Here is a 21,983-nt window from a genome sequence, read left to right on the forward strand (position 1 = left end):
ATTATGCCGCTACGCGGCCCCTTCGGTATGTGTCACCGTCATCCGAACCACCAGTGACGTGATTACTCGCCCCATAAACGGGTCTCGCCCTTCGAGCCAGCACAAGTGCTGTTCAAAAACGTCTCTGACGTTTTATCCTCCACGGCACTGGCTTTCGCGACATCCTTGTCGCTCACCCGGCGGTCACGCCACCTCAGCGCAATTTTTTACGTGAAAGGAAATACAATAAAAATCTGCACAATTATTTATCGTAATAAGCTAGCCGGAGGTTTAGTTCTTTCATGACACATCCTCACTCCAGTGTGGGCATGACGAAGCTGCTGGTGTGGTGTTCCAGACGGACGCTGGCGGGCCAGCGGCTGGTGACGGTTTTCATGCGGGTGTAGAAGCGCACACCATCATTGCCGTGAACATTCAGCGGCCCAAAAATGGAGCGCTTCCAGCCGCCGAAGCTGTGGAACGCCATCGGCACCGGAATCGGTACGTTCACACCGACCATACCGGCCAGCACCTCTTCGCAGAACTGACGCGCCGTTTCACCATCGCGGGTAAAAATAGCGGTGCCGTTACCATATTCATGGTTGTTGATCAGCGTTACCGCCGTCTGGTAATCCGGCACGCGTACCACGGACAGCACCGGGCCAAAAATCTCTTCCTGATAGATCTTCATCTCCGGTGTGACATTATCGAACAGCGTCGGCCCAATAAAGTAGCCTTGCTGATGGCCTTGAATAGACAGCGTGCGACCATCGATACGCAGCGTCGCGCCCTGATCGACGCCACTTTGAATATAGTCGGCAATCTTCGCCCGGTGCGCTGCGCTGATCACCGGCCCCATCTCATTTTCCTGCCCGTCCACCAGACCTGGGCCAACGCGCATCGCGTTGATCTGCGCATTCAGGCGTTGATTCAGTGCTTCCGCCGTGTCATCGCCAACGGCCACCACCACCGACAGCGCCATACAGCGCTCGCCCGCTGCGCCAAACGCCGCGCCCATGATCGCGCTGGCGGCCATGTCCATGTCGGCATCCGGCATCAGAATGCAGTGGTTTTTCGCCCCGCCCAACGCCTGACAGCGCTTGCCGTGCGCCGATGCCGTCTGATAGATGTATTCCGCCACCGGTGTCGATCCCACAAAGCTCACCGCCTGCACGCGCGGATCGGTCAGCAGGACGTCCACCGCTTCTTTGTCACCCTGAACGACGTTAAACACGCCGTCCGGCAAGCCCGCGTCTTTCAGCAGTTGCGCTAATAGCAGCGAGAGCGACGGATCTTTTTCCGACGGCTTAAGCACAAAAGTATTGCCAGTCGCCAGCGCAATCGGGAACATCCACATGGGCACCATCGCCGGGAAGTTGAACGGCGTAATCCCGACGCACACGCCAAGCGGCTGCATGAGCGAATGACTATCCACACCGGTACCAACATTCGCCGAGTGCTCACCTTTTTGCAGATGCGGAATACCACAGGCAAATTCAACGACTTCAAGACCGCGCGTCACTTCCCCCACGGCATCGGAATAGACCTTGCCGTGCTCCTGTGAAATCAGCCGGGCCAGCGTATCCATTCGTTCTTCCAACAGCGCTTTGAAGCGAAACAGCACGCGCGCGCGACGCAGCGGAGAGTGTTTTGACCATGCAGGGAATGCCGCGGCCGCGCTGGCAATAGCCTGCTCAACTTCCGCCTTATCAGACATCACAACCTGGCGAATCTGCTCGCCCGTTGCTGGGTTATACACCGCAGCGTAGCGTTGGCTGTTGCTGGGGGTAATCGCCCCTTGAATGAAGTTAGATACGGTTTCCATGTTTACACCTTTGTGGGTTTTGAGGAGACAAACGGCTGATATCGGATTACAGTATATGAAACGAATATTCCATTTAACGTAAAAATAAAATAAATATTGATTATTGTGATCCGCTGCGAATTTTTATGTAAACTTGAAGACCGCTGTCCATAAAGACAGGTAAGCAGCCTAATATCGATCGAGATACACGGGGCGACCACAGGGGTGGGGCCTCCCTACGGGAACCTCCCCCTGTGTTTCCCCTAATAACGGGCTTAAGTCACCAGTATTAGGCGAGCAGCCTCTGAAAATCGCCGTATCGATAACAGGCGTGCCGTCGAAAATGTCATACAGATAAAACAGCCGTATCCAGAAATGAATTTTCTGTTCCGTTTCAGGCGCCAGTCATGAAATCGCCCTAATGGGATAGATTCTTATACGTCTTTGGGAGATAACCCGATATGTCCATGGCAACCAGCCTGAGAGAATTACAGGAACAGATCCGCGAGCGCTATGATTCGCTCAGCAAGCGGTTACAGCAGGTGGCGCACTATGTGCTGGATAATACTAACAGTATCGCTTTTGATACCGTCGCCGTGATCGCCGAACGCGCTGACGTCCCCCCCTCAACGCTGATTCGTTTCGCCAACGCCTTTGATTTCAGTGGTTTCAACGAAATGAAACAGTTGTTCCGTATGAATCTGGTGGAAGAGACGGCCAGCTATACCGACCGAGCGCGGTTATTTCGGGCGATGGAGGCTGACGCCGTGCCAGAAACGCCGTTGGATATTTTGCATGAGTTTGCCCGTTCAAACGCACAGGCGATGCAGCAGTTAGCGGCACGTACCCCGCATGAGGATCTGCAAAAAGCCGTCGATCTGCTGGCACAAGCGGAAACCATCTATATCGTAGGGCTACGGCGTTCGTTCAGCGTCGCTACTTACCTCACCTACGCGCTTAGCCATCTGGAAAGCAGCCCGATCCTGGTCAACGGGTTGGGAGGCATGTTTCGTGAACAACTCAGCCGGGTCAGCGCACGCGATGTGGTCGTTTCCATCAGCTTCTCGCCCTATTCACAGGAAACCGTGATGGTCAGTGAGATGGCCGCGAAAGCTGGCGCGCGGCAAATTGTCATTACCGACAGCCAGATCAGCCCGCTGGCAACGCTCAGCGACGTCTGTTTTGTGGTAAAGGAAGCGCAGGTTGATGCCTTCCGTTCACAGTCCGCCACGCTGTGTCTGGTGCAATCGCTGATGGTGTCGCTGGCTTACCGGCAGGGAAACGGCGCAGAGCAGAGCGAAAAACAGCAGCGCGGCTAGTCAGAACCGTTTAATCAACAGGACAGCATGTAGGGAGAGCCGTTTTATGCTTAAAGTTATCGCACAGGACTTTATTAAGCCGGAGTACATTGAGACTGTCATGCCGCTGTACCGTAAGTTGCACCGGGTGCCGCATAAAAAAACCGCCTTCTTGCGTTACAGGCGGATAAGTATCCCTATCGATGCATAGAGAATGGAAGCAGAATGGTAACATATCATACCGAAAATGAGGCTGCGTCTTGCACGTTCAGACAACCTCCGTGCGGCGGAGAGGCTGACATAGCGCCCCATACGGTTCACTAACGAATAGCGAGAAAAAGAACATGATGACTGAAAGCCTGTCAGCAACAGTGAACCGTTTTTAATTTATTTTGTTACATCACGAATGGATACCGTAAAGGCAGAATAGGTAACACAAATGTTAATTCGCAGTGGTCTTCCCCGTGACTGTCGTATCCATTATAGCCACTGGTGTACCCGCCATCATCTCCTGAGTGATTAAGAAGAAGGTTGTAACCGGTTGATATGAATCGTCAAAAACATGATCTCATCGGTGGTTAACTGGCAGCCGTAATTTTTTTCCACATAGTCATACACTTTCATCGCGCAGGCGTAGGCTCGCGGCATCAATTCGGTAATCCCTTGATAGATGGAATCATCACCGTGGTTCACGGTTTCCCGATTTAACAGGCGCAGAGCGAAGAACTTCAGATGCGTAATCAAACGCTGATAATTGAGAGAATGTTCATCAAACGTGATGTGGAGATCGTATTTCAGAATGGTCAAAATATCTTTAATGATGCTCGCGCTTTGCATCGTGCTCTGCATATCGCTGTTATTCGTCGCATTTGCCAGATGCAGTGCAATAAATCCCGCTTCATCCTCTGGTAAATCGATGTCCAGTCTGGCACGGATCAGTGCCAACGCCTCCAGCCCAACGGCAAATTCACTGTAATAGAACTGGCGAATATCCCATAGCATCAGATTCTTGATCGTCTGCCCTTTCTTATGGCGTTGAATCGCAAAGTTGATGTGGTCACTAAGCGCCAGAAACAACGTGTCCTGCACGTCAAGCTGCAGCGTTTTTTGCGCCAGCGTAATAATTTGCTGCGTCACGGCCAGACAGTCCGGTGGAATGTCCGCCAGCAATTGTGACAGCACATCCGCCATACCATCGCTTTTCTTCACGAACTGGCTTTCAATACGCTGTTGATCGATGAGGTCGCCCACTTTTTTACCAAAGCCGACACCTTTACCTATCGCCACAATTTCCCGTCGGTCATCAGCCAACACCAGAACGGCGTTATTGCTCAATATTTTTTTAATTATCATCGCATCAGCCGCCCTGTCTGATGGGAAGGTACACTGGCCTTCCCTACCGTTTAACGCCTCAACGCAATATCCACGAGGCGCCTTCTTTTATCATTTACGCTTCTGAGCTATCCAGCCCATTGTTTTTAATGACACCAGCATACCAGTATGCGCTTTTTTTACGGATACGCCGCAAATCTTTCAGGTCGAATTCTTCACGATTAACGTAAATAAAGCCATAGCGTTTCGAGCATCCCTGATGGGTGGAAATGAGATCCAGCGCCGACCACGGCGTATAGCCGAAGACATCCACACCGTCGGTGATCGCAAGCTGAATTTGCTCAATGTGGCGTTGCAGGTAGTCGATGCGGTAATCATCGTGAACCTCACCGTTTTCATCCAGCGTATCAAACGCACCCAGCCCATTTTCCGTAATGATCAGTGGTAAATGATAGCGATCGTGCAGTTCACGCAGCGTATTGCGGAAGCCTATCGGATCGATCTCCCAACCAAAGGCGTTTTTCTGTAGCCAGGGATTGGTTGCACCGCGATGCACGCCCTCTTCACCCGATTTAAGGTGCTGATCGCCTCCACGGGCGATTTCATCCGAACCGTCTCCCTTGCTGGCTTCGACTGTCTGCGAGGTATAATAGTTAAACGCAATAAAATCGGGCTTGGCCGATGCCAGAATATCCATATCGCCGGGCAGAATCTCCGGCGTATAACCTTTCTCTTCCATATAACGCCAGGCCGTAGTGTTGTAACGCCCGTATACCGCCATATCCAGATACAGCCAGTTGCGGATCGCGTTATAGTTAAACGCGGCCATCACATCTTCAGGCTTGGATGACGCCGGATAAATCAGCGCAATGTTGGGTGCCGGACCAATTTTCGCACCGGGTACTTTTTCGTGCAGCGCATTCATCGCTTTTGCCTGCGCCACCAGCATGTTGTGATTCTGCTGATAGAGATTCTGTTTCGGGTTTTCCAGCGTGGGATCTAGCGTGCCCAATGCGGAACCGTGCAAAATCATCATGTTCTGTTCGTTGATGGTCAGCCAGTACTTCACTTTTTCGCCGTATTCATCAAACAGTACGTTGGCAAAACGCGCAAACGCCTCCACCGTTTCCCGATTGTACCAACCGCCTTTTTCCTGTAACGCCTGCGGCAAATCGAAATGGTACATCGTGACGATCGGCACAATACCGTAATGCAGCAGCTCATCGATAAGGTTGTGATAAAACGCAATGCCCACTGGATTGACCTCACCGCTGCCATCGGGAATGATGCGGCTCCAGGCGATAGAAAAACGGTAGGTTTTGAAGCCGATATCGGCAAACAGCGCCACATCTTCCTTGTAGCGGTGGTAGTGGTCGCTGGCGACGGTAAAGTCCGTGGTGCCCTCAGGATAGGACGTTCTGGCATCAATCACCGACGGCCCCTTGCCATCCTCATTCCATGCCCCCTCCACCTGATAAGCCGATGTCGCTGCGCCCCACAAAAATCCCTCTGGGAAACATTTAACATGACGGTATTTCACAGTTTTTCTCCTTTCCTTAACGAGTTCATGTCAGTAAGACATCACTAATGTCATGGCGCGTGATAAGGCTGAATTCAGGCAAAAAAAAACCTGATACGAACATGTCTGAATAACATGCGTCGTATCAGGTTTCGCTCGGGCCTTGGCCCGATCACGTCCTTCTTATCGGGTTATATCCGCTATCTACCGTAGACTCAAACCGAGATCGGGCAATCTGTGATGAACATCACCGATAATCTCTTCGCCTGAGTAGGATTTGTCCCCTGCGCCGCTATGCAAGAAATGCGGGCTACTGTTCGTGCCCATCATCGCGTTCCCGTGCGCCGTTGAGCCTCACAAGGCGCTTCAGCAGGCTCAACAACTTCATGCCATCCGGCGACCCCAGCCCCGTACAGGCGTCCCACCCCACAGAGGCCACAAATGCGCCATTATTTCCCTGTACGATATCCTTGCAGCTATTACGATTACGATAAAGTAAAGGAGGGATAAACAACGATGCCGAGTGGGTCAGCGCCAGCATACGCGCCAATAATCCCGCCCACAGCGGCGCGACTGTGCTGGTTCCGCCAACAACGCCTTCTTGTCCGTTAACTTCAACCAGATAGCCAGTTTCAGGATCGGCATTGCCGCTGACATCAGGTACGCCGCGGTGTTGCAAGGGGTGATGATCACCGTATTTGTCTACCAGAGACAGCCCTAACTGCCAGCCGGGCAGCGCAAAGTACTGGCTGACGCCACCGCCTGTTGCGCTACCGTCCTGGTTATGCCAGGTGATTTCTTCCATCGCTTTTTGCAAGCGAGTGCCGCCACAGGCTAAAACATAGGGACTGGATGCAGGAAAATCGACGTGTAAACCATGGGGCTCACCATCTTTTGAACCGCGATCGCCAGAAGCGACGCATACCGTAATTCCTAGCGCGGCCGCGGTCTGAAAGGCCTGGTTGTAAACCTGTAATGATTGCGCTGTCCATTGCGACTCGCTGGCTCCCCAGCTAATCGAAATCACCGACGGCGCATTTTTCTCATCATAAATCGCAGCATTGATCGCTTCTAAAAACCCGGCATCGGTATTCGGGGCAAAATACACCACAATTTTGGCGGCTGGTGCCAGCGTACCTGCGATTTCGATATCCATCTGCACTTCAATATCCATCGGACTCACCTCTTTATCGCCCTCTGACGATGCGAGGGCATTCCTGCCGCCTCCTACACAGATATTGATGACCTGAGGAGGATTAACGCCCATGCGTTTAAAATAGTGCTCCAACTGCGGCAGACGATATCCGCCCCCCAGCTCAATAATGCCAATGCACTGCCCCGCGCCGTCATGTTGCGGAAAATGGTAAATCTCTGCCAGCTCCAGCGGTGTGTAGCCCGACAAACGCGTTGTCGCGTTGGAAAACGCGTCATTGAGACGCAGGCAACAGTTCGTTGCCAGACGTTCATCAAGGCCTAATACGGCAATCACTACGCCCTGTAGGTATTCCGGCAGGTAAATCCCTCCCGCTCGGCCACGAAATGTCCCATTTTTGTGGTCATATCGGGCTAAGCTCACGTGAAACGCCTGCTCCATTTGCCCTACCGTCCCCGTTAAGAAAAGAGTACGGCTGGCAGCATGTTCACCTTCGATAGAGAGCCGATGATGTCGTGCAAACGCACGGACATGCTCGATATCTGCCTCATCAGCGCTGAATTTTCTGGCATAGTCGGCACGCGACAGCGGTCTGTTGGCATTGATACCGCCAAATTGCGGATCGATGCTATCGTGCAGTTCGGTGTAATACTCTTCGTCTGGCGCAGTAAAACGCAGCACCAGCATGACTCTGACGCTTTCATTCACATCACAGCGTTCGCGATACGCCGCGTCAGCGATATTTCCGCGCTCACTCCCTTTCAATAATTGGTAAGTCATCGTCTTCTCTCCCACTCAGCTATTTGCCGTCTGGTTCAATGTGACTCAATGCCGCATAAATCTGGCGTTTGTCGTTCTGTGACAGATGCTCAACATTAATAGAAGAAAGAAATGCGGCCTCTTGCTGAGGCGCAAAATGCCCGCCATTCGCGAGATAACGTTTAATGCTAACCAGAAGCTGGTCATCAATCGTGAGTAACGTGGGTCTGACCGTGTCATTCAGAGAAAGGGGCGTCCAGTCGTTCTCCGGTGTCGCCAGCCAGTCCGCCATGTAACGATATTGAATGGCTTTGCTGGCATTCATTAATGAAGTAAAAAATAGTTGCGTACTCTGAGGGGATAATCCAACGACAGCGGCTTGCCCTCGCACCTTACTCAAAATACGTTCCTCTTGCTTCAGATCCTCAATCGGCAGGTGTTGACGAACCTTATACCCCACGACATCTTTCATCAGCACCATCCTCTGCTGAATCAGTTGATAGATCCCAAGAGAGCTATCCTGCACAGCCGCATGCAGAGGGAGGCACCAGAAAGAACTCATTACTAACGAGATAACAGCGAAAATAGGCAATTTCATCGGGTTACACTCTCCTATGAGCACTAGCATGAAGATCTATGGCGCTATTTTTATTTTGTCATTGCGACAGGAGATAATAGATTTCGCTCTATGAATCTTCCATGACGAAACTATTTCAATCATTACCCACAGGACACACTTCGTCTCAAAAATGTCTCGCCCCAGCGAGATAACCGCGATTAACCTGCTAAATCACAAGCAAATCAGGAATAGCAGCACAGAATCCGTCCTGCTGACTCGACAATGATTAAGATACAAATGACAACCAAATGAAATGGTTCAATTAAGTTACTAATCAGCATCATTCCGTAAAGCAAACGTGCACAAAAAAGCCCGTCGCGGCACTCGGCCATGACGGGCTTGATTCACCCTAAATGAACTGAAGTGGATGATTATTGTTCGGTGAGACCATACAGCGAGCTGCGGCGCTGTAGCATCTGTCCACCATCTCGTGTCAGCGGTACCCAACCAACGCTTCCACGTTTCACCGTCGGTTCAGTGAACAACAAGTCAAACGGTATGGAGATGTAGAAGCCTTTCGTAAAGCTCCCTTCACCATATTCAGCAGAGCTGACATCGGTCTTGGTCGCAAAGGCACCGGCAACAATCCCGCTATCAAAGCGGCGAGACAGATCGAGCGTCACCCCTTTGTCCCCCGCCAGATAACGGCCTACGCTCACTTTCGCGACCGCACCTTCCACAAACGGCAGTTCCCAATACGCGGTCAGATGGCCTGTCACCACATCGTAATCAGCCATTCTCATGATGTCGTTCCAATCGCGCTGTTTGACATAGTTAACATCCATGCCCAGTGCCCAACTTTTACCGAACGGACGATACAACACCTCAGACCCGACCCCCGCGTACATCATTTCCAAATAGCCGCCGTAAACCTGGGTATACCAGTCCTGAGCAGGATTATCTCTGCGGGTCAATTGCAGATTAGTCAATAACAGATCGGAAGAGGTGACGTACTCACGTACCCAGGTTCTGACACGCGGCAGCGCTGCGCCGTCCGCTGGAGGTGTTTTATAGTTGAACTTGTCGTAGTTATTCACCAGATTCAACGTTGCGGTTCCGCCTACGCTCCAGTGATCGCTCAGTTGGTAGTCCGCATTACCTTTCAAGGCGACTTGATACATATAAAAGGATTCAGGGCCACCGAAAGATTGTGTTAGCGTCGGATCTAATGAATACGTCAGGCGAGCAGGTTCTGCGCGCAGCACCTGCTGACCACGCACGTCGGATACCGGCTCTTTGCGGTACGTTTCAGGCTCAGGTTGACCAAGCGGAACGGCAGCTTGTTTAACCTGATGGAAGGCTTTGGCATCCACTTCCGTACTGGCAATCGGTAAACGCTGGCTGCGCTGAACAAGGTGGTATTCATCAATGTTACCCGACACATGATTCGCCAATATCGTCGCGGCACGCTGCGTTGCCTCTTCACTATCACGATACTTTGTCTGATCGGCAACAATGGTGACCTGTTTTTGGTCCGCGTAGATATCAGCGTCCTTATACCCAGCTTTATCATTCAGCTCTTTCGAGACGAGCTGCCAGTTTGTGCTTTTGCCATCCTGCACTGGCGCATAAACGGGTGGTGCATCGTCTAAATAGTTCGGCTTCAGGCTGTTAAAGTTGGTGCGCAGGGTAAAGCCCCACATCAGCGTGTTACCGCGCTGCCACGACAGCGTGGTATCCAGCACATCCCCCAAACGGTAGACTGCGCCAATGTTGAAAGGAGAGTCCTGCTTAATTCTCTCTCTACGCCCACGATCGGCGGCCTCACGGCTGTAATCGTTACCGTCGTATTCGAGCTTCAGGCGCAACGGATCCCAAGGTGTCTGGTATTCAACGCCACCAAACAGTGCCGCCGGGCCGTGAAAGAAGTTTCCTATCTCAAACTCCCCGGTTTCCGTATTTTCGGTGCGATTACAGAAGCTGGCTTTCAGGGAACAAGCAGGGTTCTTAATATTGCCACTTTCAGCCATATTGCCCCAGCCCATCCCCAGCGTGAAATCAAACGGCCCCATACGCTTACTGGCTACCAGATATTCGCTATCAAACAGCCCGGTACCCGCGATATCACGTAATCCTACAGAAACATCCGGCATCCAGTAGCTTTCCTGCCACAAGCGAGCTTTGAGATCGAAAGCCTTATCTTTATAGGTTTGATCGCCACTGAAACTGGAATCATTACTATAAAGGCGAGTGCGAATGTCAGTGTAACGCACCGTGGTTTCCAGCCAGTCAAAGAGCTGGAGGGATACAGAGTAACGCCGATACTCTTCATTATCGCGGTAGTTCAGGCTAAATTCGCCCGTTTCTGCCATACGTGCAGTCGGCATTTGCAACAGGCCGGTGCCACCAAAATCAGACTGCGATACCCCCGCAGGCTGAAAGCGCAGATTTGGGTTTGTCTCAGTACGGCTGCTTCCTGTCTCGGCCGCTATCGCCTGCGCACTCAAGATGCCGCCAATCGCCAACGACAGACAGCTTAATTTAACGTTTCTGATCTTTGTCATTCGAGTGGAGTCCGGTTAGCAAGGTAGTCAGCAAGCTGATCGTTAAGTGATGACATATCCTGTGGTAAATCCGAGGGATTAAAACCGATAAAGATCGTTTCGCCCGCAGCGGGTTCAATATGCTGACGATTCCACAGCGCCAGCGGTACTTTACGCCACTGACCGTTCCCCCGAATCAGGTAGCCGTAACTGTTATCCGCTCCAGCAAGAAGCCGACGTCCAGAGAGATAATTCTCGACCGACCATCCGGCACGCAGTGACACTTTCCCCGAGGTCTCCAGTTCACCCACATCAGCGGAGGTGTTGACCAGCCCGATCAGCGACACTCTGTCATCATGGGGAGCCACATACAGTGCATATTCCCCCACCAGAGGGCGATTGTTTTCTATATGAACACGTACGCGGTCAGGATCCAGATCGGTAGAGATACGGCCTGCAACGTTAATTGGAGTGAGGGTTTTTCTCAACAGCCAGGCAGAAATCGCAAGATCGCCATCACCGGAATTACGCCAGCGCGTTTCCAGCTCAGCCAGCTTTTGCAGTAAAACATCGCCCTGCGTCCGCACCTTCTGCGTCGTCGCAAAGTCAGAAATAAATGCGGTTTGCCAGTTGATATTCTGCGGCCAGGGAACCTGTTCGTAAAATTTTTCCAGACGCGTACCATCGTCCAGCTTAACGACGGCAATCGTCTCTTGCGGGGATTTCACCGTCAGTTGTGCGGCGGTCGCGACACCGGAAACCAGCAGTAATAAGGTAGCGATACGATTGAATGCCAACATTGTAGTCCCTTATTGTACGTAGGGTTTTAATACGGTGAATGTGACCAATGCCATATCCGGCCCCATGTACTGTTGGCTTTGCACCACACTTCCGTTAGCCGAGTCGAGCCAGTAGCTATTGGTATAAGATTCATCCAGAGCAGGAACCGTCACTCGCTCATCAAAGCGCAGCAACTCACGCTGGGTATCCAGAATTTTTATCGTTTCTTTGCCACGAGCCTGAAAAATCGACGTGGTGTCATAACCACCGCGGAAAACCTGAGCCCACTCGATCCGACTTTGCCATGTCATTGGCGTCGATGTCTTCAATAATCCCAGCGCTAGAGGATCCTGTTGCAGGTTGTCCACATAGGTAATGTCTTCACCAAAACCCTGCGTTTTCACTAAACGGCCATGTTGGGTCGATACCATATTTTTATCGGCACCGATCCATTTCAACTGATTCTGCTCGGCGAAAGCGAGCACAACAAACGCCTGCGGTGCTTTCCCTACCTTCAGATAGGCCGATGCATAGGGCGTATTGGCAACCTGTGTCGCTGTCACATGGGTGTCATCCTGACCGAAAAACGCCAGTTTAAACGTTTTCCCCACTTGCTCCACATTTTTGGAACAGCCAGTCAGCGCAACCGATAAAAGAGGTATGGCAATCAGCGCTCTCGCCTTCGCCATTCGTTTTATTTTTGTCATGAAATGCAGTTCTCGTTGAACAGCGCAGCCCGGAAAAAGAAAGGCCACCGAAGTGGCCTTAGCGTAAAGCACGAAATTAACGTGTACCAGTAGTCGTCGTCGTGGCAGTGCCAGTACCACCGTTGTCGTCATTTTCAGCGACAGCAACAGCAACACCGACAGCGACAGCGGCAGCAACACCGACAGCGATCAGGCCAGTAGTACCGGCAGCGAAGCCAGCAGCACCAGCACCAGCAGCACCAGCACCAGCACCAGCAGCAGGACCGGCAGCGTTGTAGCTAGGTACGCCATCAACAGCAAACGCGTTTGACGACATGGCCAGAACAGCAGCCAGCGTGATTAACGTTTTCTTCATTACGATTTCCTTTTAAACATGAAGTACTTCAGGGTGGAGTACCGTCGGGAAGACAATACTCCGTCCTTCATTCCAGCCAGTACAGCGGCAAATACATCCGATTTACCGATTACCGACCGTTACCGGGACTTTCCCAGTAATGAGATACAATCTGATGGCGATAAAACCACCTCTTATTAAGTAACGCCAGAAAGCAAAACTACAACTCAATTTTTGCAACACTGTTAAAAATAGCAAGATCTCGATGTAATAAACAGTAATGATCTCGGTAAAAAAGCAGATTTCTTTAATGAAACTTACAGTATTCCAGAAAAAAGTCATAGATATCTTAACAATATCGATGTGCTCATTCAGCAATATAAAAACGCCAGATATTTTCTAATCTGGCGTTTTATTCACAAACAACACTATATACGCATAAGAAACGGTTATTCCAGCCATTCAGTATGGAATACGCCTTCTTTATCCGTACGCTTGTAGGTATGCGCACCGAAATAGTCGCGCTGAGCCTGGATCAGGTTAGCGGGCAGCACGGCGGAACGGTAGCTGTCGTAATAAGCAATCGCCGCAGAGAACGTTGGCGTCGGGATACCTTGCTGGACAGCATAAGAAACCACGTCGCGCAGCGCCTGCTGGTATTCGTCCGCCACTTTCTTGAAGTAAGGTGCTAGCAGCAGGTTAGCAATGTCTGCTTTCTGCTCATATGCATCAGTGATTTTTTGCAGGAACTGTGCACGAATGATGCAACCCGCGCGGAAAATCTTGGCGATTTCACCGTAGTTCAGATCCCAGTTATTCTCATCGGATGCTGCTTTCAACTGTGAGAAGCCCTGCGCATAAGACACGATTTTACCCAGATACAGCGCACGACGCACCTTCTCAACAAACTCAGATTTATCGCCACCGAATGCCTGAGCCGTTGGGCCAGTCAACACTTTAGATGCTGCAACGCGCTGATCTTTCAAAGAAGAAAGGTAGCGAGCAAAAACGGATTCCGTGATCAGAGACAGCGGTTCGCCCAAATCCAGAGAGCTTTGGCTGGTCCATTTACCCGTGCCTTTGTTAGCCGCTTCATCCAGAATAACGTCAACCAAATATTTACCTTCTTCATCTTTCTTCGTGAAGATGTCGGCTGTGATTTCAATCAGGTAGCTGCTTAACTCGCCTTTATTCCACTCAGAAAACGTTGAGGCCAGTTCTTCATTGCCAAGATTCAGAGCCTGTTTGAGCAATGCATAGGCCTCAGCAATCAGCTGCATGTCGCCGTATTCAATACCGTTATGCACCATCTTGACGTAGTGACCTGCGCCATCCGCGCCAATGTAGGTCACACAGGCTTCGCCGTCAGCACGCGCGGCTATCTGTTCCAGAATCGGCGCAACCAGTTCATACGCTTCTTTCTGGCCGCCTGGCATGATGGAAGGCCCTTTCAGTGCCCCCTCTTCCCCACCAGATACGCCTGTACCGATGAAGTTAAACCCTTCAGCAGAGAGTTCGCGGTTACGGCGAATCGTATCTTTATAGAAGGTGTTACCGCCATCGATCAGAATATCGCCTTTTTCCAGGTAAGGCTTCAGCGATTCAATCGTTTTATCGGTTGCTTCACCGGCCTTCACCATCAGCAGAATACGGCGTGGTTTTTCCAGGGATTCGACAAACTCTTCAACGGTGTAAGAAGGCACCAGTTTTTTACCCGGATTTTCCGCGATCACTTCATCGGTTTTATCGGAAGAACGGTTAAAGATGGAAACGCTATAGCCACGGCTCTCAATGTTCAGCGCCAGATTGCGCCCCATCACCGCCATACCGACAACGCCAATTTGCTGTTTGGACATTAAAGCAACTCCTGTCTGAAGGATAACCTGCCTGCAACGACAACAACGATTCGCGTTGCGACCCCGCAGGCAATTAAAAACAGGTCAACATGGTAACTCAGCTTTGCGTGAGTGGATAGTGATTGGTTTGATAGTGAAAGCTCACTCAACAGGAGCGTATGGTGAGGAAAAGAAAAAACCGCAGAAAGATTCGGCGGTCTACGGTTTTACAGAGTGTTACCACTCAATATTACTTTTTCAGCAGCGCCTTAATGCTTTCTTTAAATTCGGCACCAAACTCAGGGTTGCGTAATCCATAGGAGACAAACGCCTGTGCATAGCCCAGTTTACGACCGCAGTTAAAATTCTTGCCTGACATTTGCACAGCATCAACTTGCTGAGCCGCAATCATATCGGCAATCACATCCGTTAACTGAATACGTCCCCACGCACCAGGAACTGCTTTTTCCAGTAATGGCCAGGCATCGGCCGTTAAGACATAGCGCCCGACAGCAGAAAGATCAGAGCCGGTTCCAGACGGCGCCTCGGGTTTTTCGATCATCGATGTAATCGCTGCGGCATCACCTGGATTCACCAGCGGTTGCTCACAATCAACGACAGAGTACTCTGGCAGCACCTCATAAGGACGATGTTTCACCAGCACCTGACTACGTCCTGTTTCTTCAAAACGGGAGATCAACAGCGCCAGATTTTCCTTCGTCTGATCGGCCGTGCTTTCATCCAACACCACATCGGGCAACACCACCACAAACGGGCTGTCTCCAACGATTGGTCGAGCACAGGAGACCGCATGCCCCAATCCCAGCGTTTCCCCTTGGCGAACGTTCATGATCGTCACACCTTTCGGACAAATAGACTGTACTTCAGCCAGCAGTTGACGTTTGGCACGTTCTTCAAGCAAAGATTCAAGCTCAAACGAGGTATCGAAGTGGTTTTCAATCGCATTTTTTGAGGCATGCGTCACCAGAATAATCTCTTTAATCCCCGCGTTAGCGCATTCGTTAACGATTTTCTCTATTACCGGACGGTCAACCAGCGGCAACATTTCCTTAGGAATTGCTTTGGTCACCGGTAACAAATTCATCCCTAAACCTGCTACAGGGATGATAGCTTTCAATGATGTCATGGATTGACTCTCTTTAATTTGATGGTGTTTATCTGGTTGAACGCATTAGTAGCGTAATGCCATAACGTGACTCATGACACTAAGATTACACCTAATCCGAACCAAAGAGATCCCGTGTATAGACTTTTTCTACTACATCAGATAATTCTGGTGCCATACGGTTTGAAAGAATCACATCCGCGGTCTGTTTAAATTCCGACAAATCGCGAATTACGCGCGAGCGGAAAAAAGTATCTTCTTTGAGCTCGGGCTCATAAACCACCACTTCGATTCCTTTAGCCTTAATCCTTTTCATTACGCCTTGGATAGCGGATGCTCGGAAATTATCGGACCCTATTTTCATGACTAACCGGTAGATTCCCACGATTTTAGGATTGCGCTCAATAATAGAATCGGCGATAAAATCTTTTCTCGTCCGGTTCGCCTCTACTATTGCACTAATTAAGTTATTCGGCACAGCCTCATAGTTGGCGAGTAATTGCTTTGTATCCTTAGGCAAGCAATATCCGCCGTAGCCGAATGAAGGATTATTATAATGTGTACCAATTCTTGGGTCTAAACCAACACCATCAATGATCTGCTTGCTATTGAGCCCCAGAGTTTGTGCGTAAGTGTCCAGCTCATTAAAGTAAGCCACACGCATCGCTAAATATGTGTTTGCAAAAAGTTTAATAGCTTCTGCTTCTGTCGAGTCGGTGTACAGCACTGGGACATTTTTTTTAATTGCACCTTGTAACAACAAACTAGCAAATTTCTTAGCGCGCTCAGAGTCTTCACCAACGACAATCCTTGATGGATATAAATTGTCATATAGTGCCTTCCCTTCCCTCAAGAATTCAGGAGAAAAAATAATATTTTCTGTATTGAATCGAGTTTTTGCCTGCTGAGTAAAACCGACTGGGATTGTCGATTTAATGATCATCACCGCACGCGGATTAATAGCCAAGACATCCTGAATAACCAACTCTACAGAGCTAGTATTAAAATAATTTTTTTTGGCATCGTAATCAGTTGGGGTAGCGATAATGACAAAATCAGCATCTTGATAAGCAATATTTTTATCTGTCGTCGCTAAAAAATTGAGTTCTTTTTTTTCTAAAAAGTCTTCTATCTCTTTATCAGCAATAGGTGACTTTTTATCATTAAGTAAATTCACTTTATCTTCAATAATATCTAACGCTACAACCTCGTTATTCTGAGACAATAACATTGCATTAGATAGACCAACATACCCTGTACCTGCTATTGCTATTTTCATATATTAATTTACCTAAAATCAAAATAAATCATAAGTCAACAATCAGAAAACGGTAAAACGTTAAAGTTAGGGACATTTTATTTAATCGTTCCACTATCCATAAAAATAAATTTACACCTCAAGAGAACATAATAAAACAACCTTATAAAACTCGTGACATTAATTATTTAACAAGAGCGTAACTTCAAATCTTTTACATACTTATTGTAGTAGTATAATTGCGTTAACAAACCCGCAACCTCTGCTAGAACTTCTCCCAAAAGTCCGCCCCATACACCGTAATAATAGCCTAGAATACAGATAGCTGACACACCGACTATCGCTGAAGCTATATTTGCAATTGATATCTTTTTCGACACACCCATAGCAACTAAAGCTAAGCCATATCCTCTCGATGTGCAAATTATAGCGACCACAACGCCGGCAAGGAGTGAATACTCCAGACTAATATTAATTGTATTTGAGTATATATATGGACTAATAAAATAACACGCAATAGTAAACCCTACCATACTAAATAGGCCAACACCCAAATTAATAATAATCGAAAGCTTTATTCTTTTAGCACGTGCATCTGCTGGTGCTGTTCCGATCCAACTCTGCAATCGACTAGGGAATCCACTTAAAACTGACAGTGCCATTCTGAAGAGTCGCTCAATACCGGTAAAAGTAGCCACAGCAGCAGGATTTACAAATCCGATTAACGTAATAGGTAGAGCTGTATAAAAAGTACTAATTACACGACCAAAAACCAACTGATAGTGATCTTTAAACAACAATGTCAACTCATTAAAGTCTTTCTTACCTGGTATCAATGGTACTTTTAAAAAATATGATAAAAGCATCATTGAAATAAAAAAAGAAAACAACATTGCGAGACTATAAAAAATCAAACCACCGTAGAATTTAATAAGAAAAATACTAATACCACACAATATAAGCTTCGGTATAACAATGTAATAGAGAATGTACTCTGGCTTATTTAAGCCGATCAAATACCAATTGGGTAAAAGGCCCCCACAAGTAATAGCGATAGCCATTACAATCGCAGAAAGCAAAAAATCGTCAACCAAAAGAAAGCAAACTAATGTGGCAATAAAGATACAAAAAACACTCGAAATTAGTCGGGATGATAAAGATTTTCCATACCACAACTTTCTCTCATTATCATTTAACCCAGCAACCAATTGAGGGCCTATCACCCCCCAGCCTAGTTCACCTATCACTGCTCCCGCGGTACCAATAGATTGAGCAATACCAATCGCAATAATAACCTTATTTCCATATAAGGCTGTTATTGTCGGGTAAACAATAAAGGGTATAATCGCCGACAACAATGGGAGGACAAAATATAAAAACATTTTCCATATGTTTTGTTTAGTAAATAACATGATCTTATCTCAGTTATGGATATAATTAGAAATAGTCTCAATCACGTCACTCATTGGTCTTCCATAGGATTGTACTAAACTCTCATCATATTCATAACAACCATTTTTATGTAGATCCTGAATAGCGCAAAGCAGTTTATCCGCCAACTTATCAGGAGATGCAGCAGCTACATACATTCGAGGGTGTAGCCCGGTCCTCGTTCCATTAAGATCATTTGTGACGGCATATGCACCACTTGTTATCGCATCCAGAGGGGGATGAGATGGATGCGGGCTATACTGAAGAGAAAAAACAATATCTGTTTCACTAAGTCGGCTAAAATATCCATCCCATGATAACTTACCTAATGAGCGTAATGTAACTTTGTCAGACAAAACTATATCACTGTGTTTTTCACCAGCACTTAAAATCTCTAATTCATAATCAGTGTTATCAATTCTCTTGGCCAGAAGAGTCAGTGCGCCAATACCAATGTCAAATAAATTTCGAGATTTACTCGGTCTTCCATAAAATAACACGCGAATTTTTTTTGACGGCTCCCTATTCGCAGATGATTTTTTCAACATATGTAAATCAATTTCAGGAAAAAACACTAATTCTTCGGAGCAAGGTATATTAGCTTTTTTTAATGCATTAAAGAGTGGATATGAATTTACCACATGATTAAATCCTGTTAAATATGTCTCTTCCGTGAGAGCAAACGCTGTTGACCACGGATGAAATCCAGATTCATAATCCTGAATCAGATAAATGACATTTTGTGGCTTAATGACCCCCAAATGAGCTGCCACAGTTAAAGAATGTGCTGTTGTCCAGTAAGTGGCCACCCATATGTCATCAGCATTTATACTAAGGTTTACGATATCAATATCACTTACAAACTCAACGCGGCTATTAGGGAAAATATTCTTCTCTATCCATGAGCGGGTCGAATTATCTGGTGATTTACCAAAAGTAATAATTCTAATATCTAAGGATAAACTTAATGATAAACGAGAAGAGAATTCTAACGCTGTTTTAATCCCTGCAAAAATTCCATTTGATGGTAATCCTGGTAGAGTTAAGTTTATTTTTTTTTCTACAGCTAAATCTACATTAACACATGATAAGGCTAAACTATAAGTGGTTAATCGCGAATAAGCTGCCGCATTCTCGTATTTAGCACAATTGCTAGTATATAAAGCCTTCAGTTTTTTTTCTTTTATTTTACGAAGGATTTTAGATTGAATTTCCCTTAACACATTAACCTCATCTATTTATAAAACACATCAAGTAAATTTTAAAAATCAATACTTTTTTAAGCACCGTGGATGGCGGCCTAAGAGATATACCTTTACGATATTGTATGCATTATTCCAATTCATTCTCATGGATTCAGCAACAAATTTACGAATAAGTAAATAGTGCAAATGAAACGTTGGATAGCGTCTGGCAGTAATAGCCACATCTAGTGCACGCTCTATATTCCTAAATTTGTTTTTCTTTAGGCTATCATCTAATCGAGAAAGTGAATGTACTAAAAAAGAAGATGTTCTGATTTTTATACTTTCCCCTTCCCCTGAAATTTGGTGAATACGCCGAAAAAGACTATAGTCTACGCCATATAATGCGTAGTTCTCATCAAAAAGCTTTAAATTATGTCTATTAAACTTTTCTATCAAAGTTCTATTTATTATTAAACCAGAACCAATAGACAACACTGATATAGGATCTAAATCTTTATCACATGTAACAACTGCGTCCTCACATATAGGATAATATATTTGTCTATCACTGGATGATATTATCTTGGGAACTTCCAAATCCGCATAACCACTTTTTATCGTTTGTACAAATGAAACTGAAATTTCAGTGTCATCATCCAAGAGAATGAATTTTTCAGCAGATTCATATTTTAGAAAAAGATTGTTGTATATGATACTAAGTGGCATGTTGTTAACGGAGTTAATTAATTCAACTTGATTATTGAAACACTGATTCAGTTGGACAGAAAGTTCACAATCATAGTCTATTTCGTGAGGACCGTTATTTTGAATCACGAGCTTGGTATTACTAAAATGGTGACAGGATAGCGTAGTCAGAGTCGTGGACTCTTGCAGGGTCTTGTTATACATAACTACCAATATGATATTAGTCCACATACTTGCTTACCTCTGTTAAACTTCATGATTCGTGACTAAAGGAAAAAATCCTCAATACAACCTACTAATTATGATTGTTTCATTATTTTTAAGTTAAAATATATTACTACTACTCTTGCTTAAGTGGAAACGTATATGTCATATAAAATAGTGCATTAGTGACTTATAGTCATGTGATAGTCAGTTATAATAAATACACTTATACATTCTTATATAAGATATATAATTTAGCCCCATCCTGGCTTCCTAGAGAGATCATGAAATCTAGCAATAAAAAAAATAATTAATCCTCCCGAAGCACCAAATAACAAAGGATTAACAGAGCCAGAAAAAATCCAAAAAGAAATAAAAATCAGAGGAACAAAAAATCTCATACCTCCATTTGAATCTTTGCAAATAGAATCAAAACATAATTTAATGTATAAAATTAGTAATAATCCCGAACCTAATAACCCCAGTGTCATTAACATAGATAAAGACTGGCTTTCATATAAATATGGCGTATCTTCTGATCTTATTGCGTTAGGTATAAAATACCCTATACCATGACCTAAAATTGGACTTTGCCAGAATGAATTTAATAACATTCTATTTTGCCATATACGCTCAACGTCTGACGATAGATTTGAGGTATTATCTCCCCCAAACCTAGTTTCTATGACTTTCAAAACAATTTCGCCGACGGGTGTTAACGTTAGCAATAAAAAAACACCTGTTAGACCTAACATGACAATTTTAAATATCTTTATTGTATTTGCCTCAATAAAAATTGCTAATGCAATAAAAAAAATAGTCTCAACCCAAAAAGCGCGAGAAAGAGTCAGCAACATTGATATAATAAGCAGGACAAAAACAAAGTATATTGATAGTTTTTTATTTTTTTTCAAAATTATTTCTGTAGTGACAAAATACATAAAAAATGGTACAGCAGAATCAAGAGGTATCTGTAATCTAGCAATAAAAGTTCCTTGTACACCCAGGGACATCATTTGAATATTCCATACATCCCTTATCCAAGTTATGATATCGCCCATGGCAATACCTGATAATAATGAAAATATAAGTATTCCGATCTTTATAATAGCTATCGTTACAAACATCCTCTTAATTGCTTCATATATTAATGCATTATTATTTCTGGAGTATTCACTAGAGCAGATAAGAAAAACAGCAACAATTATTGATAAAAGTATATCTCTTAGTTGCCCAAAAACATTCGAATTAACATTTCCTTGAAAAACAGAATATAGTGTAGCCAATGATAAGAAAATAAAAAAAGGCAAGAGTTTTAGTATCATCCTTTTTATTAAAATAGGATGACATAGAATATATCCACCCATGCTTAAAATAATTAATGGACTTCGAAGAGCCATTAAAAAAACAGATAAACTTATAAATATATTATTTTTTATTTTCATTACAGCATCTCACGTAGCTTGTCTC

The 21,983-nt window shown here is 46.3% G+C and carries 17 protein-coding genes and 1 pseudogene; 2 read left to right on the forward strand and 16 right to left on the reverse strand.

Going from position 1 to position 21,983, the window contains the following annotated elements:
* Nucleotides 1-292: 292 nt before the first annotated feature.
* Nucleotides 293-1,804: a CoA-acylating methylmalonate-semialdehyde dehydrogenase gene (locus ACKQAD_RS05215; protein ID WP_409159174.1), complete on the reverse strand. Its 1,512-nt coding sequence runs from the start codon at nt 1,802-1,804 to the stop codon at nt 293-295.
* Between the two features lie 440 nt (nt 1,805-2,244).
* Between ACKQAD_RS05215 and ACKQAD_RS05220 the strand changes: the two genes are divergently transcribed.
* Together ACKQAD_RS05220 and ACKQAD_RS05225 are read left to right on the forward strand one after the other, a co-directional pair.
* Nucleotides 2,245-3,102, forward strand: a complete 858-nt coding sequence (locus ACKQAD_RS05220) for a MurR/RpiR family transcriptional regulator (protein WP_409159175.1) — start codon at nt 2,245-2,247, stop codon at nt 3,100-3,102.
* Nucleotides 3,103-3,148: 46 nt separating this feature from the next.
* Nucleotides 3,149-3,224 (forward strand): annotated as a pseudogene (locus tag ACKQAD_RS05225) (putative quinol monooxygenase); the annotation flags it as partial.
* 376 nt (nt 3,225-3,600) lie between these two features.
* Here the strand turns inward: ACKQAD_RS05225 and licT are convergent.
* The 15 genes from licT to ACKQAD_RS05300 all read right to left on the reverse strand — a co-directional run bounded on the left by licT (nt 3,601) and on the right by ACKQAD_RS05300 (nt 21,958).
* Entirely contained in the window at nt 3,601-4,434 is an 834-nt protein-coding gene (licT, locus tag ACKQAD_RS05230) for a BglG family transcription antiterminator LicT (protein WP_409159176.1), read from the reverse strand.
* 94 nt (nt 4,435-4,528) lie between these two features.
* A complete protein-coding gene (locus ACKQAD_RS05235; RefSeq protein WP_409159177.1) occupies nt 4,529-5,953 on the reverse strand; it encodes a glycoside hydrolase family 1 protein in 1,425 nt (474 codons plus the stop codon).
* A 289-nt stretch (nt 5,954-6,242) separates the two neighbouring features.
* Nucleotides 6,243-7,865 carry a S53 family peptidase gene (locus tag ACKQAD_RS05240; protein WP_409159178.1) on the reverse strand — a complete coding sequence of 541 codons (1,623 nt, stop codon included), beginning with the start codon at nt 7,863-7,865 and terminating at the stop codon, nt 6,243-6,245.
* 19 nt (nt 7,866-7,884) lie between these two features.
* Nucleotides 7,885-8,442 carry a chorismate mutase gene (locus tag ACKQAD_RS05245; RefSeq protein WP_409159179.1) on the reverse strand — a complete coding sequence of 186 codons (558 nt, stop codon included), beginning with the start codon at nt 8,440-8,442 and terminating at the stop codon, nt 7,885-7,887.
* A gap of 392 nt (nt 8,443-8,834) precedes the next feature.
* Nucleotides 8,835-10,967: a YjbH domain-containing protein gene (locus ACKQAD_RS05250; protein ID WP_409159180.1), complete on the reverse strand. Its 2,133-nt coding sequence runs from the start codon at nt 10,965-10,967 to the stop codon at nt 8,835-8,837.
* On the reverse strand, nt 10,964-11,746 hold the full coding sequence (locus ACKQAD_RS05255; protein ID WP_409159181.1) for a capsule biosynthesis GfcC family protein: 783 nt from the start codon (nt 11,744-11,746) through the stop codon (nt 10,964-10,966). Before ACKQAD_RS05255 ends, ACKQAD_RS05250 begins: the two co-directional genes overlap by 4 nt.
* A 9-nt stretch (nt 11,747-11,755) precedes the next feature.
* Entirely contained in the window at nt 11,756-12,433 is a 678-nt protein-coding gene (locus ACKQAD_RS05260; protein ID WP_409159182.1) for a YjbF family lipoprotein, read from the reverse strand.
* Nucleotides 12,434-12,509: 76 nt separating this feature from the next.
* The gene (locus tag ACKQAD_RS05265) at nt 12,510-12,788 is read right to left on the reverse strand and encodes a hypothetical protein (protein WP_409159183.1); all 279 of its coding nucleotides are present in this window, start codon (nt 12,786-12,788) and stop codon (nt 12,510-12,512) included.
* A 428-nt stretch (nt 12,789-13,216) separates the two neighbouring features.
* Complete coding sequence (gene gnd / locus ACKQAD_RS05270; protein ID WP_409159184.1) at nt 13,217-14,623, reverse strand: NADP-dependent phosphogluconate dehydrogenase; 1,407 nt, start codon at nt 14,621-14,623, stop codon at nt 13,217-13,219.
* A gap of 229 nt (nt 14,624-14,852) precedes the next feature.
* Nucleotides 14,853-15,749: a sugar phosphate nucleotidyltransferase gene (locus ACKQAD_RS05275; protein ID WP_409159185.1), complete on the reverse strand. Its 897-nt coding sequence runs from the start codon at nt 15,747-15,749 to the stop codon at nt 14,853-14,855.
* 91 nt (nt 15,750-15,840) lie between these two features.
* Entirely contained in the window at nt 15,841-17,007 is a 1,167-nt protein-coding gene (locus ACKQAD_RS05280; protein ID WP_409159186.1) for a nucleotide sugar dehydrogenase, read from the reverse strand.
* Between the two features lie 167 nt (nt 17,008-17,174).
* Nucleotides 17,175-18,398 (reverse strand): lipopolysaccharide biosynthesis protein, encoded by a 1,224-nt coding sequence (locus tag ACKQAD_RS05285; RefSeq protein WP_409159187.1) that lies wholly within the window; start codon nt 18,396-18,398, stop codon nt 17,175-17,177.
* Between the two features lie 9 nt (nt 18,399-18,407).
* Nucleotides 18,408-19,640 (reverse strand): rhamnosyltransferase WsaF family glycosyltransferase, encoded by a 1,233-nt coding sequence (locus ACKQAD_RS05290; RefSeq protein WP_409159188.1) that lies wholly within the window; start codon nt 19,638-19,640, stop codon nt 18,408-18,410.
* A gap of 45 nt (nt 19,641-19,685) precedes the next feature.
* The gene (locus tag ACKQAD_RS05295) at nt 19,686-20,438 is read right to left on the reverse strand and encodes a glycosyltransferase family 2 protein (RefSeq protein WP_409159189.1); all 753 of its coding nucleotides are present in this window, start codon (nt 20,436-20,438) and stop codon (nt 19,686-19,688) included.
* A gap of 329 nt (nt 20,439-20,767) precedes the next feature.
* Complete coding sequence (locus ACKQAD_RS05300; protein ID WP_409159190.1) at nt 20,768-21,958, reverse strand: O-antigen ligase family protein; 1,191 nt, start codon at nt 21,956-21,958, stop codon at nt 20,768-20,770.
* Nucleotides 21,959-21,983: the final 25 nt, after the last annotated feature.

The sequence above is a fragment of the Pectobacterium artocarpous genome (genome assembly GCF_046159765.1).
Lineage (GTDB): Bacteria > Pseudomonadota > Gammaproteobacteria > Enterobacterales > Enterobacteriaceae > Pectobacterium.